This window comes from Paenibacillus sp. G34, from assembly GCF_056856875.1.
On record NZ_CM166469.1, the window covers coordinates 4,117,869 to 4,132,534 of the forward strand.

17 protein-coding genes and 3 pseudogenes are annotated in these 14,666 nt (G+C 41.0%); 2 read left to right on the forward strand and 18 right to left on the reverse strand.

Features of this window, described 5'->3' with window-relative positions; genetic code table 11:
- Window positions 1-2 precede the first annotated feature (2 nt).
- Complete coding sequence (gene yaaA, locus AC1VYS_RS18780) at window positions 3-758, reverse strand: peroxide stress protein YaaA (protein ID WP_482910970.1); 756 nt, start codon at window positions 756-758, stop codon at window positions 3-5.
- Between the two features lie 143 nt (window positions 759-901).
- Window positions 902-1,189: a hypothetical protein gene (locus tag AC1VYS_RS18785; protein ID WP_482910971.1), complete on the reverse strand. Its 288-nt coding sequence runs from the start codon at window positions 1,187-1,189 to the stop codon at window positions 902-904.
- Window positions 1,190-1,505: 316 nt separating this feature from the next.
- Here AC1VYS_RS18785 and AC1VYS_RS18790 point away from each other — a divergent pair, with 316 nt between their 5' ends.
- On the forward strand, window positions 1,506-2,264 hold the full coding sequence (locus AC1VYS_RS18790; RefSeq protein ID WP_482910972.1) for a hypothetical protein: 759 nt from the start codon (window positions 1,506-1,508) through the stop codon (window positions 2,262-2,264).
- A 263-nt stretch (window positions 2,265-2,527) separates the two neighbouring features.
- Here the strand turns inward: AC1VYS_RS18790 and AC1VYS_RS18795 are convergent, their stop codons facing one another.
- Complete coding sequence (locus AC1VYS_RS18795) at window positions 2,528-3,253, reverse strand: restriction endonuclease (protein WP_482910973.1); 726 nt, start codon at window positions 3,251-3,253, stop codon at window positions 2,528-2,530.
- A 369-nt stretch (window positions 3,254-3,622) separates the two neighbouring features.
- Window positions 3,623-3,826: a hypothetical protein gene (locus tag AC1VYS_RS18800; RefSeq protein WP_482910974.1), complete on the reverse strand. Its 204-nt coding sequence runs from the start codon at window positions 3,824-3,826 to the stop codon at window positions 3,623-3,625.
- 177 nt (window positions 3,827-4,003) lie between these two features.
- Between AC1VYS_RS18800 and AC1VYS_RS18805 the strand changes: the two are divergent.
- Window positions 4,004-4,912 (forward strand): annotated as a pseudogene (locus AC1VYS_RS18805) (IS30 family transposase); the annotation flags it as partial.
- Here AC1VYS_RS18805 and AC1VYS_RS18810 read toward each other — a convergent pair.
- The 14 genes and pseudogenes from AC1VYS_RS18810 to AC1VYS_RS18875 all read right to left on the reverse strand — a co-directional run bounded on the left by AC1VYS_RS18810 (window position 4,891) and on the right by AC1VYS_RS18875 (window position 14,597).
- Window positions 4,891-5,325, reverse strand: a pseudogene (locus AC1VYS_RS18810) (copper amine oxidase N-terminal domain-containing protein). The pseudogenes AC1VYS_RS18805 and AC1VYS_RS18810 sit on opposite strands and share 22 nt — an antisense overlap.
- A 484-nt stretch (window positions 5,326-5,809) precedes the next feature.
- Complete coding sequence (locus AC1VYS_RS18815; RefSeq protein WP_482910975.1) at window positions 5,810-6,217, reverse strand: hypothetical protein; 408 nt, start codon at window positions 6,215-6,217, stop codon at window positions 5,810-5,812.
- Window positions 6,218-6,229: 12 nt separating this feature from the next.
- Window positions 6,230-6,292, reverse strand: coding sequence for a hypothetical protein (locus AC1VYS_RS18820; protein WP_482915055.1), 63 nt, complete (start codon window positions 6,290-6,292; stop codon window positions 6,230-6,232).
- Between the two features lie 29 nt (window positions 6,293-6,321).
- Entirely contained in the window at window positions 6,322-6,555 is a 234-nt protein-coding gene (locus AC1VYS_RS18825; protein ID WP_482910976.1) for a hypothetical protein, read from the reverse strand.
- A gap of 26 nt (window positions 6,556-6,581) precedes the next feature.
- A complete protein-coding gene (locus AC1VYS_RS18830) occupies window positions 6,582-7,496 on the reverse strand; it encodes a WXG100 family type VII secretion target (RefSeq protein WP_482910977.1) in 915 nt (304 codons plus the stop codon).
- Between the two features lie 300 nt (window positions 7,497-7,796).
- Window positions 7,797-8,165, reverse strand: coding sequence for a ribonuclease toxin immunity protein CdiI (gene cdiI, locus AC1VYS_RS18835; RefSeq protein ID WP_482910978.1), 369 nt, complete (start codon window positions 8,163-8,165; stop codon window positions 7,797-7,799).
- Between the two features lie 19 nt (window positions 8,166-8,184).
- Entirely contained in the window at window positions 8,185-8,574 is a 390-nt protein-coding gene (locus AC1VYS_RS18840) for a CdiA family toxin C-terminal domain-containing protein (protein ID WP_482915056.1), read from the reverse strand.
- A 293-nt stretch (window positions 8,575-8,867) separates the two neighbouring features.
- Entirely contained in the window at window positions 8,868-9,818 is a 951-nt protein-coding gene (locus AC1VYS_RS18845; RefSeq protein WP_482910979.1) for a copper amine oxidase N-terminal domain-containing protein, read from the reverse strand.
- Window positions 9,819-10,120: 302 nt separating this feature from the next.
- The gene (locus AC1VYS_RS18850; RefSeq protein ID WP_482910980.1) at window positions 10,121-10,417 is read right to left on the reverse strand and encodes a hypothetical protein; all 297 of its coding nucleotides are present in this window, start codon (window positions 10,415-10,417) and stop codon (window positions 10,121-10,123) included.
- Window positions 10,418-10,421: 4 nt separating this feature from the next.
- Window positions 10,422-11,462, reverse strand: coding sequence for a WXG100 family type VII secretion target (locus tag AC1VYS_RS18855; RefSeq protein ID WP_482910981.1), 1,041 nt, complete (start codon window positions 11,460-11,462; stop codon window positions 10,422-10,424).
- A gap of 222 nt (window positions 11,463-11,684) precedes the next feature.
- Window positions 11,685-12,743: pseudogene (locus tag AC1VYS_RS18860) on the reverse strand (DUF5704 domain-containing protein); the annotation flags it as partial.
- Complete coding sequence (locus AC1VYS_RS18865; protein ID WP_482910982.1) at window positions 12,743-13,225, reverse strand: hypothetical protein; 483 nt, start codon at window positions 13,223-13,225, stop codon at window positions 12,743-12,745. The pseudogene AC1VYS_RS18860 and the gene AC1VYS_RS18865, both read right to left, overlap by 1 nt.
- Entirely contained in the window at window positions 13,222-13,623 is a 402-nt protein-coding gene (locus tag AC1VYS_RS18870; protein WP_482910983.1) for a hypothetical protein, read from the reverse strand. The genes AC1VYS_RS18865 and AC1VYS_RS18870 overlap by 4 nt, the downstream gene beginning before the upstream one ends.
- Window positions 13,624-13,634: 11 nt before the next feature.
- Window positions 13,635-14,597 (reverse strand): copper amine oxidase N-terminal domain-containing protein, encoded by a 963-nt coding sequence (locus AC1VYS_RS18875; RefSeq protein WP_482910984.1) that lies wholly within the window; start codon window positions 14,595-14,597, stop codon window positions 13,635-13,637.
- Window positions 14,598-14,666 lie beyond the last annotated feature (69 nt).

Sequence of the window (14,666 nt, forward strand, 5' to 3'; positions counted from 1 at the left end):
CACTACTCCTTTTCCTCTGAATAAATAAACACATAAGTACGCTCATCCGATTGTTCTTCCGAGAAAATAAAATCCAGCCGATCAAAGCTTTGGATTTCCTGCACATCTGTAATCTTTCGCTCTGCCATATAACGTACCATCTCACCTCGGGCCATCTTGGCGCGGGTTGCTTTTTCAACCAGCTTTCCATTTACCATTTGTCCGAAGACACACGTAATAAACCGAGTTTCTTGTTTCAGATAAGGGGTGATGTTCTTGCTGTACTCTTTGGAAGCCAGATTTAGAATACAATTGCTTTCCGCTTGAAGCTGATCAGCCAGCTTACTGTCCCAGAACTGGTAAAGAGATTTGAACCCATGACCCTGCAGCTTGCCCTGCATCTCCAACCGATACGCGGTAACGCCATCCAAAGGACGTAACATGCCATAAAATCCAGATAATATACGCAAGTGCTGCTCCAGATATGTCAGTTCCTCGTGCTGAAAAACCCCCGGTGCCATATATTGATATTGAATGCCCTCATAGGCATAGATGGCTGGCGTAAGATTTGCCTTTAGATTCATGCTCTGAATCCGCTCCATATTCAGTTCCGCGATAGCATCGTTGCACTTCCACAACGTTTTGAGGTCGTCATACGATAACGTCTGAAGCAGACTCAGGAGTTGTTCTGACTCATTTATAAATTGCGGCATATGCGCGCTAGCCATCAGATCAGTGTCAACCTTCATCTTTTTGGCTGGTGATATAATAATCCTCATCGTGCTGATCCATCCTTAATCTACCGTTGTTTTGTTTGTTATTCATTGTACAGGATTAGGCGGACGAATCCAATGATTGAAGCATATCATCCCCTCGCGCCTTCTTCAGAAGATTCGAGAATTTTGAATAATCTCATAATTATTTACGAATTCGGATCAGGGGTCAGCTGAATCCATTCGTCTTCTCTGTAGTAGTAGATATGTTCTTCTGGATTACCCTTAAATTGAACAACAACAGGATACATCGGCATTTTGCTACGACGAGCAGTGATACTTGTAATTGTCTGGTCATCTATCCCTTTTTCAATTGTTAAATACGTTCTCAGATCATCTTCAAGTTTCTTCATATCACTCTTATAAGATCCGTACCATGCAAAAGAAGCAATAATCAGTACGGCTGCTACAACCAATGAGGTCTTTAGTAACTTCATTTATACTCCCCCTGATTTCTTTCATAATATGTTACCAGAAGGAACTAATTTCACATATCGGGCTATTGACCTGTTTCAATTCCTGTAATGGATATTAAAATACTTGTAGTAAACTGGCTTAAATCTTGAGCTTAACAATCCCTGGCGCCTATCTTATATCATGGGTCTTAGCTACTATCGGGTATAAACAACTCGTCAATATGTTATTATCAGAATTTAGGTCGATATTCTCATGGTCATGCTTACCCAATTTGTTATGATTATTGGAGCATATACATAAATAATCTATGTCTAGAGAGGAAGGGTGCCGCTTCTTATGTTTATTATTCAATTACTTGTTGTTCTTGCAATGTTAAGCGGTTCAGGAAGTTCCAGTTATGCCACATCTACACCAATGGAAATCAAGTCATTACAGCCTCAGACAGCTTCTTCAGAACTTGTAATGGAGTCTGGTTTAAAGCCCTTCCGAGCTGAACGGGATTTTAAAAATCTCGATTCATTCGAGCAAGCAGCCAAAAATCTTAGGGAAAAGCTGTATAACAGTAACAGTTATTCATCACCGCTCCCATCCAAAGTCGGGGATACTGAACCATTCCCTTATGGTGGACAAGTTAAACTGTTAAGAACTCTCCCACTGGATCAGACTATTTCTCTTGGCCCACTGTCTGTTTATCTGGTTAATGTTCAATTACTAGAGGCGACTGAAATTCCAGAAGATACTCAGAAGGACATTTCCACTTTGAATCAAGAGAAAATTGGTTCGACTATAACGTATATTAGAGTTCTCTACAGCGTTGAGAATACAACGGATCGAAATGTCGGATTTTACGGTTTAAATTCTGTCCATCCAAACATGGGCAATCCTATCTCATCCGATCGTAATTTCTTAAGGGATAGATATGTATATCATCAATATGACGGTGTAGTCATTGATAATTTTGAGAATGGATTTGTATACACTGATGATCCCGGTAAGCTGGAATCTATTAAATTGGTATTTAATGAAATCTATGACTATGACACTGAAGAAACTATTGTAGAGCCGACTTCGTTGACTATTCCGTTTAATGAGTAAAAGTTAGATTAGTTCTACTTTATCGCCCAATAAGTATTCAATCATCTCGCAAGATGAATTGAATACTTAAGCGAAAAAGCCATTAATCTTTCCTGTTCAAATCCACCCATCCAATCAATCTTCATCCGGCACTAGTCGTGATCTATTTAAATCTATTTATACGTTTAGACGATAAAAAACACCACAACACGGACGGCTAGCTCGCATTGTTGCATGTCTTGTGATTTATTAAGATGCTTGCGGAGTTCCCTTTGATTTAATACTCATTTCAATGGTGCAGTATGACGACACTTAGGGAAACTACTGCATCCATAGAAGACTCCTTTGGGACCTGAACGTTCTACAAGGTCACTTGCACATCTTGGACAGACGTTCTTTATTGGAGATATTTTAGAATCGGCAGCTTGAAACTCAGTAACTTTCTGATCGTTCATTGCTAGCATCATCTCAATTAAAGACTCTCTACTAAATAATTTCACTTTATTAGACTTTGCAAGTTCATAGGCAGCTGCAGTATACTCACTGTTGGAAACTACCCACGCTTCATCTGCTCTATAATGTGCAATGGAAGACTGTGCTTCCTGGACTGCCTTGATTCCTACATTTTTACTGTAGCGCTTCGCTTGAACTGCAATTCGCATTCCCTCTTTGGTCAGGATTAAATCAGCTCCAAAATCACCGACTGCTTTCGTAACCTCAGCCTTATATCCTTGAGAGCGAAAAAGATGCGCAAGATACTGCTCAAATTGAAATCCATCCATTTGATCAATCTCTGCGATTCCTGACCTCTTTAAACGCTTCATTCGCTTACGTTGAAGACTAATCATTAATGTAACTACACCTATAACTCCAAGAACTCCAACACATATTGATGCTTTCCATGAAGTGGTTAATGAATATGTACCCGCAGTGCCTCCCAGCATCGCCAAGCCAGCTAGCCCCTGAAATAGTTCTTCCTCCTGTTTCGCCTTACTTTTTCTTCTTGCCATGACTCTTCCTCCAAATTAGTTAATAAAACATCCCGTGACGCAGAATTCTCTCGAACAACTATTGGTTCATCATCAGTGCTTAAAATCTATTAAAAATTCAAGCTATTTATTCATTTTCTATAGTCTTAACTTCTATCATTTTTTGTTCAATCCCAGTTCGTAACCAACTTTGCCTCTTCTAGAGCAATTCCTCCCTTCTGGCTTTTATATTTATACGTTTCGTAAGCCCATAGTAATATAATTTTCACAAATTCAACTGTCTCCAACCTACAGATCGGTTCACTTGCATCCTCTTCCTCACCATAAAATGGATCTTCAATTATTGTACAGTCTTTATAAGATATAACGCTAGATGCATTTCCTCCCTGTCTATATTCCGATATATTTCTCCCTTAATAAATCAACATAATTCTCAATTTCCTTCTTCAAATCTTTAAATCTCCAAGGTATGTCTGATCCTAAGGGATCACTTATCATACTAGCAAACGCTATTGATTTTTCCTCATCAAAATCCAACACAACTATATTAAATTCATCTATATACTTCAATTTATATTTATACTTTGTCGTCATTGAAATGCCCTCCAATTTAGTATACTGGGTATGCTGAGATGATCTTATCATTTCTCAAAATAAATTCTATCTCTATCCGTTTTTATTTCACCCCTCAAGAATTTTTGCTCAACAATCTGTTAGAGCTGATAGAGTATACGCCTTATTCAGCCTGAACGGGGCGTAACCGACCGTTTCATCTTCATTGATTATCACAAGCTAGAAATCCTCCACAAGCAGGGAAAAAGTACCCGAGCGATTGCCAAAGAACTCGGTAGACATCATGCCACGATTGGCCGGGAACTCCGCCGAAAAGTAGCAGAACAAGCCAACGTCGCGGAGAACGCTCAAGAGGGCTATGTCCAGCGTCGCAAGGCCTCTGTTTCCGCAGGGAAGTGGAATCCAGAACTGGCGAGTCACATCGAAGAAAAGCTTCAGGCGACTTGGTCTCCGGAACAGATCGTAGAGCGTTTTCGTCAGGAAGGTCAAGCGATGGTAAGTTTTAAAACGGTCTATCGTTGGCTTTATACAGGCCGCTTGGTGAAAGGCGTGCTTGCCGTCCTCAGACGTCGAAAGCCGGCAGAAACACGCGGACGGTTTGCTGTGGGCAGGCACATCTCGCAGCGTCCGAAAGAGGTTCGTAACCGGAAAACTTTCCGCCATTGGGAACTGGATACGGTGGTCTCGGGCCGTGAGAGAAGCAAGGGCTGTGTAGCGACGTTCATCGAACGGAAAACCCGTTTGTACACAGCGATTCGTATGCCTGATCGTACCGCACTATCCATGGAGATTGCCTTTGGGGTAGCCGCTTCGCAGTACCCTGTCCGTGCATTCCAAACCGCTACCGCAGGCCGTGGCAAGGAATTCGCCTGTTACACCAGCCTGGAAGCCGTTCATGGGGTGCAGTTGTATTTTACAGATCCCTATTCCTCCTGGCAACGCGGCTCGAATGAAAATGCCAATGGCCTCCTGCGAGAGTTTTTTCCCAAAGGGACGGATTTTGCCCAGATCACGGATGAAGCTCTGGAAAACGCTCTGGACTTGATCAATAACAGACCACGTAAATGCCTGAGTTGGAGAACCGCTCACGAATCCTTTTCAGAGGAAACTACTTTCTCGCCGAGACCCTCACTAACCAAGCGCAGTGGAACAAACGTCCGATTTTGCTTCAATATAATCTGTGTGCCATAGTCTGTCTTTCGTCCATTGACTAGTGCTGAGGTTTGTCCAATCGTCATATCTACTTTGTGATTTTACCTATACACGCCTACCTTAGATACTTTGCCTTCTTTAGAATATGTAACTTTCGCACCTAACGCTTCGGATACAAATCGGATGGGAACCATAACACTCCCCTGAGCATCCTGAAATGGCTTGGCATCTGGAAATTTCATTTTTATCGTATTTAACAACACTTCCACTTGCTTGGGCGACCCCGCAGCAGAAGCCGATTTCACTCCCGACCCCATCAAACTCACACTTAATGCGCCTGCTAATACCGCTGACATTAGTTTTTTCATCTTCTTGACTTCTCAACTTCCTAATATAGTTCCTATCGATTTCTCATGACTCTATACTCTATTTATCGGCTTGAACATCCTAAAAATAGATCATAACTGGTAATATTCAGAATATTATACCAGTAAATATTTATACAAACTAGTGAATTTAAAGCTATTGTTAGCCTTCGGATTCCTTTAATTTTCAAATCGAGACATCCCCTGTTGGTTAATAGTTCTTACTGTCAAGCCTGTAACAGGGTTTTCACCTACAAGTTATTGCCCATGCTTAGCACTAATAAAAAAGGTCAATCATGGTGGCATACCTACCATAATCAACCTGTTTGATATAATAAAATAGTGATATTCAAGGTTATAAAATTAAAGTGTTTTATGCACACAATTGAAACGTAGAATCTTCATATCGATGTTGTGTGAATTACAAATGTGAATAGTTGCATGATAGATTCACCTAGAATAGGTAACCATTACTCCGTTGCAATAACTACTCCACCTTCAAACCTAATATATACTCTACTCTAGATTTTGCAGAATCACTTGTTTCCTTGATTTTATATCCCCCTTTATCATTGATTAACTTTTTACATATATTAATGTCTCTTGTCAACATTTCAATATCATCTTGATCGATATGCTCTTCGAATTTAGTGTTTTCCACATAAATATTCAATTTAGAATATATAAAATCAGCAATTTCTTTGTATTTCAAACTCTCTATAGCAATAGAAACAAAATATAGTGTTTTAGTAAACAAACTATCGTTTACCATTCTCCAATCTTCTTCAAGAATTTTTGCTGAAACCTGTGCTACATTTAGTGCATCTTCCTCAAGATATTCCTCAAAGTCTAACACTATAGATGATTTTATTGATTCATAACTTGCCAAGTTCATTTCCATCACTCCTTATTTCATACTATTAGAATAAACATTTAGCTCAATATTGGGAAACTTTCGTCTAAATTCCATGATTAGATTGGAACAACTTTGACAAGCATCTAGTTATGTAAACAATTGACATTAGGGTCTTTTATTTGAGAGACAATATCTTCGAGAATCTTTGCCTCCGTGTCATTAAATCTTGGAAATTCATCCTCAACATAACTTTTCAATGACCTATCAAATTTAAAGTAACTGAAATTCTTGATATTACTACCAACACTTTCAGCAGAATGAATTTGGCTGTGTGCTTGAAATTCTTTTTTTATACCAGGAATACTCACATCTGCCACTGCAACATTTCCATTACTTAACTTTCTTAATTTTCTATCAAATTTATCTCTCTGTGTTTTGAAAGATTTTTGTATTCGTCGGAATTCCTAAGTTTTTCTATTTCTTTATTAATATCTCCTCTTACATTTTGAGTCTTCTCATTTAGGTTGATTATTTTACGATTAGGTAATTTAGCTTCACCCGCCATTTGCCCCGATCCAGGTGGGCGATTAAACGCATCAAGCTTTATCCCCCCTCCTGACGATGTTAGCAAATTATGCGGTTTGATCATCTTGGCGGTAATCCCGCCTCCAACCATCATGCCTCCCATGCCCATCATATTGGCCCAATGCTCGCTGGACCAGGCATTCGCGGGGAATATCGATTCACGGATTGTACCATGGATGCCAAAGGTCAGCCAATTGGCGGTATCATTTGGTGAGTCAAATGCTTTATTCGCCCTATCCACATACTCTTCTACCAGTCCACTCGGAATACCAAAGGTCCAATAATCCAGAAATCCGCCTACACTGTCATAGCGCTTTTGGTAGCGATCGTCTGCGGACTGCATGAAGGCCGTACCCAGTTCAAGCAAACTATCCAGCGATTTTTGAAATACATTGTGATTGTCCGCAACAGGAGTACGGCATGCATCCGGTGGAGGGGGCACACAGCTGGCATCATATCCTTGCAGGCCCACTTGGTTTTTATCCTCTAATCCTTTTGTCGTTGATGTCGCTTTCAGCCCAATCGACTTCGTCGCTACGTTTCCTGCTACGGCTGCTCCGCTGACTTCATCCGCCTGCTGAAACCGCTCGCGTACCATCCCGGACCACATCGATTCCATCCAGCGAATCACCCGAACGAGTTCCTCACGAGTATTTTCCATGTGTCCGCGAGTCTCCTCGACCTCTCGTGCCGCTTCAAACAGTCTCTCCGGGGTCACTTGTATTCTACTCATCACGTTCTCCATCTCCAGATTCGACTCTACAGTTGCGAGTATGTTTGAAAAAACGTAAGAAAACGAAGATAACAAAAAACAGATCAATTACGGTAGTATCTGACCATAATCGACCTGTTCAATGGAACGAAATAGTGTTATTTAGGTTATAAAACTAAAGCATTTGATGTGCGTACCACAAGAATGGAGAAATCTTTATACAGGTATAACATCGGTTAACTGTGTTATTGGTTGAATGATGAGTTCATTGGGCACTCGGTGGTGCTATTTTAGCAACCGCCTCTCATGTTGATGATTGAATCAGCTAACTAAATTATGCTTCTCTCTAATTTGCTTTAGGTAACCCTCAATAACACCCTTATCATTTGGAGTACCTTCCAAATATACTGAACATGCTAACCGAAGATAAAAAAAAAATGTACGATAATCTACTACGACTTCTTCATCATCATGTAGTGAGAACATAACACCATCAAACTTATCTTCATCAGGGTCTAAATCGTCAGGAAATAGACATACTGTTGCATTAATGCCTACTCCAATACCTAAACTAAAATGTTTGACTGTTTCCACGAAATCAGAATTTGGAATACTATTAAAAAACGCCGTAATCGGAAAATGACTTTTATCTTGAATATCCGAATCTAACAACCTGAAATCTCTTTTCATTAGTTTGTTGCCCCTTAGCTTAGAATTCAGGAAAGAACGATGTTACTTCCCCACCTTTTGAGTAACCCATCCACTTAACACCATTACTATCATAGCCAACCCAAGGATTACCTAGTGTCCCTTTCGTAACAGCATTGTTTGCCGCTTCCTTTCCATACTTAAGATAATCTTGGTCAGAAATAACTTTTGGATCATATACAGTTTTCTTAAAAGAAGTCGCCTTCCATCCAGTAATTTTACCTATTTTTCCATCTATAGAAGGAACTTGGTACGTTATTTTTTCTACACCAACCATAGTTGGATGCGGCTCAACGTTGGTAATATTTATATTATTTTTTATAAATTCATCTCTATTATGGGCGCCCCCGATTCCTCTACTACGAGGTACAATAGTGTCTACTTTAATAATGTGGTTATCTAAATTGGGTGAGAACTTGCATCACCCGTCCCCTTAGCCGCATTACCCAAACTCTCTCGCTTCGCATTCGCATCCCGAATCGTCTGCTTCATCTTGTCCAGAGCTGCATTGGTTCCGCGACCCTTATAGGGGCCTTTGCCGTACGCAAGAGCCTTTCTGCCCCAACAGTGGAAACGGCTTCCTCAGCCGTACCAGATTGAAATGTGAAAATAGCGAATAGGGAAGAAAAGAATATACCATTGTGAGTAAGAAGCTTATTATCCGTTGCATCATAATTAACCCCTCTACTTAAATGGATTCACAATAGCTATAGCATAGTTCTCCCAATCAAGCGATTTAAGTAATAAGTAATCTGCAGAGCTAAGTTTAAATTTATTGTAATCATAATTTTCAATATATCGCCCATTTTGAAATTTATCCAAAGAGCTAACTATAGGATAATAATTCATGACCGTATCATCTCCATTATCTACATACAGAACATCGATTACACCACGAGGTTTAGCAAAATCATTTTTGACCAAAAATGAAATGGGATACCCTCCTTCGCTGGCTCGAATCTGGATCAAGTCCTCCCCTGTTTTCTTGCTTTTGACCATATCCAAACTGTATACGACCTGACTATCTGCCAATCTGATTGGTAAATCACTTTCTTTGATAATTTTCACACCTGTATGAACCTTTCCATTAATGTCTCTGAAGGATATGTCACTCTTCGTATACGCCTTAAAATCACTCAGCTTCGTCAACTTAAACTGCTTATCATCTGTACTTCGAAAATTCTTATTTCCAATCCATGCCCAACGACCAATCTTATCCCATTCTACTTTCTCACCCAGGCCCTCACTAACCAAGCGAAGAGGGACAAACGTCCGGTTTTGCTTTAATATAATCTGCGTGCCGTAGTCTTTCTTTTGTCCATCGACTAGTGCTGAGGTTTGCCCAATCGTCATATCGACTTTGTGATCTTTACTGTACACTCCGACCTTAGAAACTTTGCCTTCTTTAGAATATGTAACTTTCGCACCCAGCGCTTCGGATACAAATCGGATGGGAACCATAACACTACCCTGAGCGTCTTGGAATGGCTTAGCATCTGGGAATTTCATCTTGATGGTGTTTAATAGCACTTCTACTTGCTTAGATTTACCCGCTGCGGAGGCCGATTCCGCTCCTGATCCAATTAAACTCACACTGATTGCACCCGCTAATACTGCTAACATTAGTTTTTTCATCTTTTGAACTCCTCTACTTCCTATGTAGGTTTCTATGTATATCTTATCAATTCACGTTTATCAGATGAAAGGTCCGAATATATCCACGTTGTGGACACTAACAAAAAGCAGGTCATTATGGTGGTATCTGACCATAATGGACCTGTTCAATGTAACGAAATATTCTTACTTGGTCATAGAATTGAAAAATGTTACCCAGACAACTAAGATGGATAAACCCTTATATAATGGGAAACGCCCCTAAGCAAAAAAGAAACCTCGAAAGACTCGAATTTATTCAAGGTTTCTTAATGTTCTCTCTCTTAAAAAGGAGTAAATATCAATCTGCTATTTTCTAAATTTTTACATTTACAAGCCAAAAGAATAATTTCTTCAATATGCTTGATTTCATTGGAATCAAGTAGTAGTTCCTTTAATCTCCTAAGTTCAAGTATTAGCAGATCCATGTCTTTGCTTGTGTAAACATCATAACTGCAAGTTGACAACTCTCCTAACATCTCAAACTTATCTTCGTCTTGTTGCAAATATTTATCATTTCCATCTTCAAAGACTTTGTCCAATTGCTCACCGTCTACAGACTCTAATATAACTTTGAACATACCTCTACTCTCCAAACCCCAAGCCACCTGGGAAAGTATTTACAAGATTACCTTTTTTATCAGTAATAACTGTTATTATATCCGTAGGTGCACCACCTCTATTTATTGGAAAATTACCTACGGGGAAACCTACATTAACCTGACGCACAAAATCTCCCGAAGTAGGTGAAATAGTTACTGGTGAATTCACAACCCGTTTCGATTGTAATAATTTCTTTAACTCATCAGAAGAAATAGAAAACTGTGATTTGTTAGGCTTATTCACTCCACCATGTTTTCCTAATGCATAATTTAAACCAGAACCTTTTACTTTAGCATCACCATTACGTACATTAATTCTACTATATACTAGTTTAGGGACATTCGCACCATCACCCGTCTTGACACTCTTACTCCCCTTATCTCGCTTCGCCTTTGCATCCCGAATCGTCTGCTTCATCTTGTCCAATATTGCATTGGTTCCGCGACCCTTATAGGGACCCTTGCCACTTTTCATACTACCCGCGACCATCCCAATCCCGGCTACAATCTGACTCCACTTCAAGGAGGAGATCATCATCTTCGCATAATCATCCGTGACAGGTTCTCCTGTAAATGGATTCACTCTGAGCTCGAATGCTTCAATCTGTAACTGAAACAAATCCTGTTCCGGGGCAGGATTTGCCCCAGGAGCTTGCCCCATCTTAGTCATATCGATCTTTCCATGATCTCGTTCATACGCTTGCAAGGCTGCCTGATCGGTTACCCCCTTCTCATTGACCGGTAGATAGATGTGGTACTGAGGATCATACTGCATCCGATACCTCTTATTATCATTGCTCTGCGTCGCTTTTAACCCAATAGACATGGTGGCTACAGCGCCTGCTACGGCTGCTCCGCTTACCTCATCCGCCTGCTGAAACCGCCTGCCGATCTCTCGAAGCTCCTTCGCAATGTGGGCCAAGCTTTCTAACGTTTCGATCATCCTAGGCTGGTTCTCTTCAAAGCGTTCTAGAAACCGCTCGCGTACCATTCCCGACCACATCGATTCCATCCAGCGCATCAAGCGAACGAGTTCCTCGCTTCCATACGCCCGCGAGTCTCCTCCACCTCTCGTGCCGCTTCAAACAACCGCTCCGGGGTCACTTGTATTCTACTCATCGCATTCTCCATCTGTCCAGATTCGGACTCTACGTCTTCTTTTCGTTAAAACTAACGCGTCACACACGCAATCTTTCCCTTACTTGGATTCCTTATAGCTAATTTAAAAATACTTTCTCTTGCTTGCTTAATGCGGCACCTGTGCACTGAAATCATCTCGGCTCGAGCGATCCGCATGGTAAAAGACCACATCTCCATCTCGTAACGTAAATGAATTTTCGTAGCTATCCAGCACCTGACGCTGGAAACCTTCCAGCAACCACTGGTTCATTAGCGGCGCGTGAATATATTGCAAATGCGGAGCGGCAAGATTACCTTCCCGAATAGACTCCAGGTTAAAGTTCACCACAATATATCCATTTTTCAAGAAGATTGGTGATTTAGCATCCAGTCCACCATGCGTTCGCCCATACTCGGCCAGATTGGTTCCGGCCTGAACCACATAGGGCTCTGCTGGTAAGCTATACTCGCCATACCATTGCTGAATTGCCGCATTGGCTCGCAGTACATCTGCACTGGCTGTCGTTGGGATGTTCGTTTTTGGCCCGATGAATGTCCGTAGCTGTTCTGGCATCAGCAGCAGACTGTATCCACCGACGGGTGTTTTCATCTTCGTAAACTTGTCCCGGTAGTATTCTTGATACGCTTGCTCGCTCATCATACCCGGGTGTATCTCACCATAGCGATTGTACTTGTACGTTGCGGTATCACGCAGTTGCACCCCAGGCACCTGACGCATCCGATCGTTCAGAATGACAAACCGCTTCACCTGATCCTCCGCCGAACCAATGCGGATAAAGTTCCGTTGATTGGTCGAATAGTACAAATCTACTGGAACACGCGTTTTTCCATCCTTGCTCACAAAATCAAAGGTCGGTGTAAGCCGAATGCCATCTCGCGGGCCAAACATATTTCCTTTGGTTTTAAAATCGAATTTAAAATGGTATCCCGTCTTCACGGCTACATTCTGATACCCCTGAAGCGGATGACTTCCCGGACGAATCGGTACGGTGAACTGTGAAAAATTGCCCCGCTTGTCCCCGTCAATATCCTTTGTGCCTGTCCAGTAGCTAATCCACGTCGGAGCAATGCTTCCCTTGAATCGGCGGAAGACCAGTTCCCAGTTGTAGTCAGCGATATCTGTGATTTCAAAATCGTATAACCTGCCAATCACTTCTACAGATACTACTGCCCCGGATCTCCGGATTTTCGAGATAGACTCGAAGGATCTCCCTGCGTACTTTTTTTGTGACCCAAGTAGTTGTATTTTTCACCAGGAGCAGTATGCATAAAGTTATACGGCTGATCCTTCTCCAACCTCACTTCTTGGTTAGCGAAGCCGTCTACACCGTCCAGACTTTGCCCGGTAGTCGTCCAGTATTTGACGATCGCCTTGCCCACAGGTGGTTCAAGTTCGATTTTGAAAAGGGTTGGGAAGAAATATTTCCATCCTTCTACCTTAGGTGCAAAAGTTTTGTTGTTTTCATCTATTTCTTCTTGTTTTCTGTTAACTGGATCTTTGATTGCTTTAAGAACACCATTGTGTACATAAACTTTTTTAGATGCTTTATTGGTTCCAATTCCGTTAACAGTTGTTCTTTCATAGTAATCGTTATAATTCACTGAAGAAGTTGCATTATAATAATATTTTTTTGGTTTATATTTCAACTCTCCTGTTCTAGATTTCTCAATGTTAAGTTGGCAAGCGATGTTTCCCCATCAGGCGACATCCAATCAAACTTAAATTGTTCAACTGTAATGCTCTTAACCTTTCGATTCGATCCAAATGTAAACTCGTAAATTCCACCATCTACCTTTGGAACAGTCGAATTAGGATGATGCCCTTCTCCTGTCCAATTTCCTGCAGAATTACTCCAAACTTCGTAATACACCATTCCTACAAAGTAGTACAGATTCGTATTTTCTTTATCCTGCAACAATCTGTTAGAACTGATGGAGAATACCCCTGGTTCAGCCTGAACGGGGCGAAACGTAAATAATAGAAGTACAGAAGACAGAATAAATACCAAGCTAAGTAGGGTGCTGAATTTGCGTTTCATCTTCACCTGGCTAGCCCTCACTTGAAGGGATTAACAATCGCTACAACGTAATCGTAGATATCGCCATCTACAAGCAAAATATAATCTGCCTGCGAAGTTTTAAAGTCCATCCATCCAGTGTAATCTTGAATGTACTCGCTATTCTGGAATTTATCTATTTGACTGACTACTGGATAGTAATTCATTCCTGTTTTATCTCCGTTATTTACAAAGGCTGCATCAATCACGCCACGAAATTTAGCAAATTCATTTTTCACCATAAAGGCAATGGGATTTCCTCTCTGACTACTGCGAACTTGGATTAGATCCATATTCATTTGTTGGTCTCTTACCTTATCAATACTGTAGACCACCTGTTTGTCACCTAGTCGGATGGGCAGATCTGTTTCTTTGATAATTTTCACACCACCATACATTTCATTAGCAGAATTTCTAAACAAATTATCGCTCTTCATGTAAGCCTTAAAATCACTCAGCTTTGTCAGCTTAAATTCCTTATCATCTGTACTCCGAAAATCCTTGTTCCCAATCCAGACCCAGCGACCAATCTTATCCCATTCGACTTTCTCGCCTAGTCCCTCACTAACCAAGCGAAGAGGAACAAACGTCCGGTTTTGCTTTAATATAATCTGCGTGCCGTAGTCTTTCTTTTGTCCATCGACTAGTGCTGAGGTTTGACCAATCGTCATATCTACTTTGTGATCCTTACTGTGAACCCCAACTTTGGATACTTTTCCTTCTTTAGAGTATGTAACCTTTGCCCCTAAAGCTTCGGATACAAATCGGATGGGAACCATAACACTACCCTGAGCGTCTTGGAATGGCTTAGCATCTGGAAATTTCATTTTGATCGTGTTCAAGAGTACTTCGACTTGTTTGGGTGCACCTGCCGCTGCTGCTGACTCTGTTCCCGATCCAATCATCCCCACCATAGATACACCTGCTAGTACGGTCAATAACAATTTCTTCATGGTAATCATCACTCTTCTTCCTATACTTTTATGTACTTTCGTTTGCCTTCATTTCCTATTTCGTTAGTTCGATAGATT

Excerpts from the sequence above, each read along its gene's own strand:
- yaaA (WP_482910970.1), bottom strand. The coding sequence starts at position 758 with ATGAGGATTATTATATCACCAGCCAAAAAGATGAAGGTTGACACTGAT.
- AC1VYS_RS18785 (WP_482910971.1), bottom strand. The coding sequence starts at position 1,189 with ATGAAGTTACTAAAGACCTCATTGGTTGTAGCAGCCGTACTGATTATT.
- AC1VYS_RS18790 (WP_482910972.1), top strand. The coding sequence starts at position 1,506 with ATGTTTATTATTCAATTACTTGTTGTTCTTGCAATGTTAAGCGGTTCA.
- AC1VYS_RS18795 (WP_482910973.1), bottom strand. The coding sequence starts at position 3,253 with ATGGCAAGAAGAAAAAGTAAGGCGAAACAGGAGGAAGAACTATTTCAG.
- AC1VYS_RS18800 (WP_482910974.1), bottom strand. The coding sequence starts at position 3,826 with ATGACGACAAAGTATAAATATAAATTGAAGTATATAGATGAATTTAAT.
- AC1VYS_RS18815 (WP_482910975.1), bottom strand. The coding sequence starts at position 6,217 with ATGAACTTGGCAAGTTATGAATCAATAAAATCATCTATAGTGTTAGAC.
- AC1VYS_RS18830 (WP_482910977.1), bottom strand. The coding sequence starts at position 7,496 with ATGAGTAGAATACAAGTGACCCCGGAGAGACTGTTTGAAGCGGCACGA.
- cdiI (WP_482910978.1), bottom strand. The coding sequence starts at position 8,165 with ATGAAAAGAGATTTCAGGTTGTTAGATTCGGATATTCAAGATAAAAGT.
- AC1VYS_RS18845 (WP_482910979.1), bottom strand. The coding sequence starts at position 9,818 with ATGAAAAAACTAATGTTAGCAGTATTAGCGGGTGCAATCAGTGTGAGT.
- AC1VYS_RS18850 (WP_482910980.1), bottom strand. The coding sequence starts at position 10,417 with ATGTTCAAAGTTATATTAGAGTCTGTAGACGGTGAGCAATTGGACAAA.
- AC1VYS_RS18875 (WP_482910984.1), bottom strand. The coding sequence starts at position 14,597 with ATGATTACCATGAAGAAATTGTTATTGACCGTACTAGCAGGTGTATCT.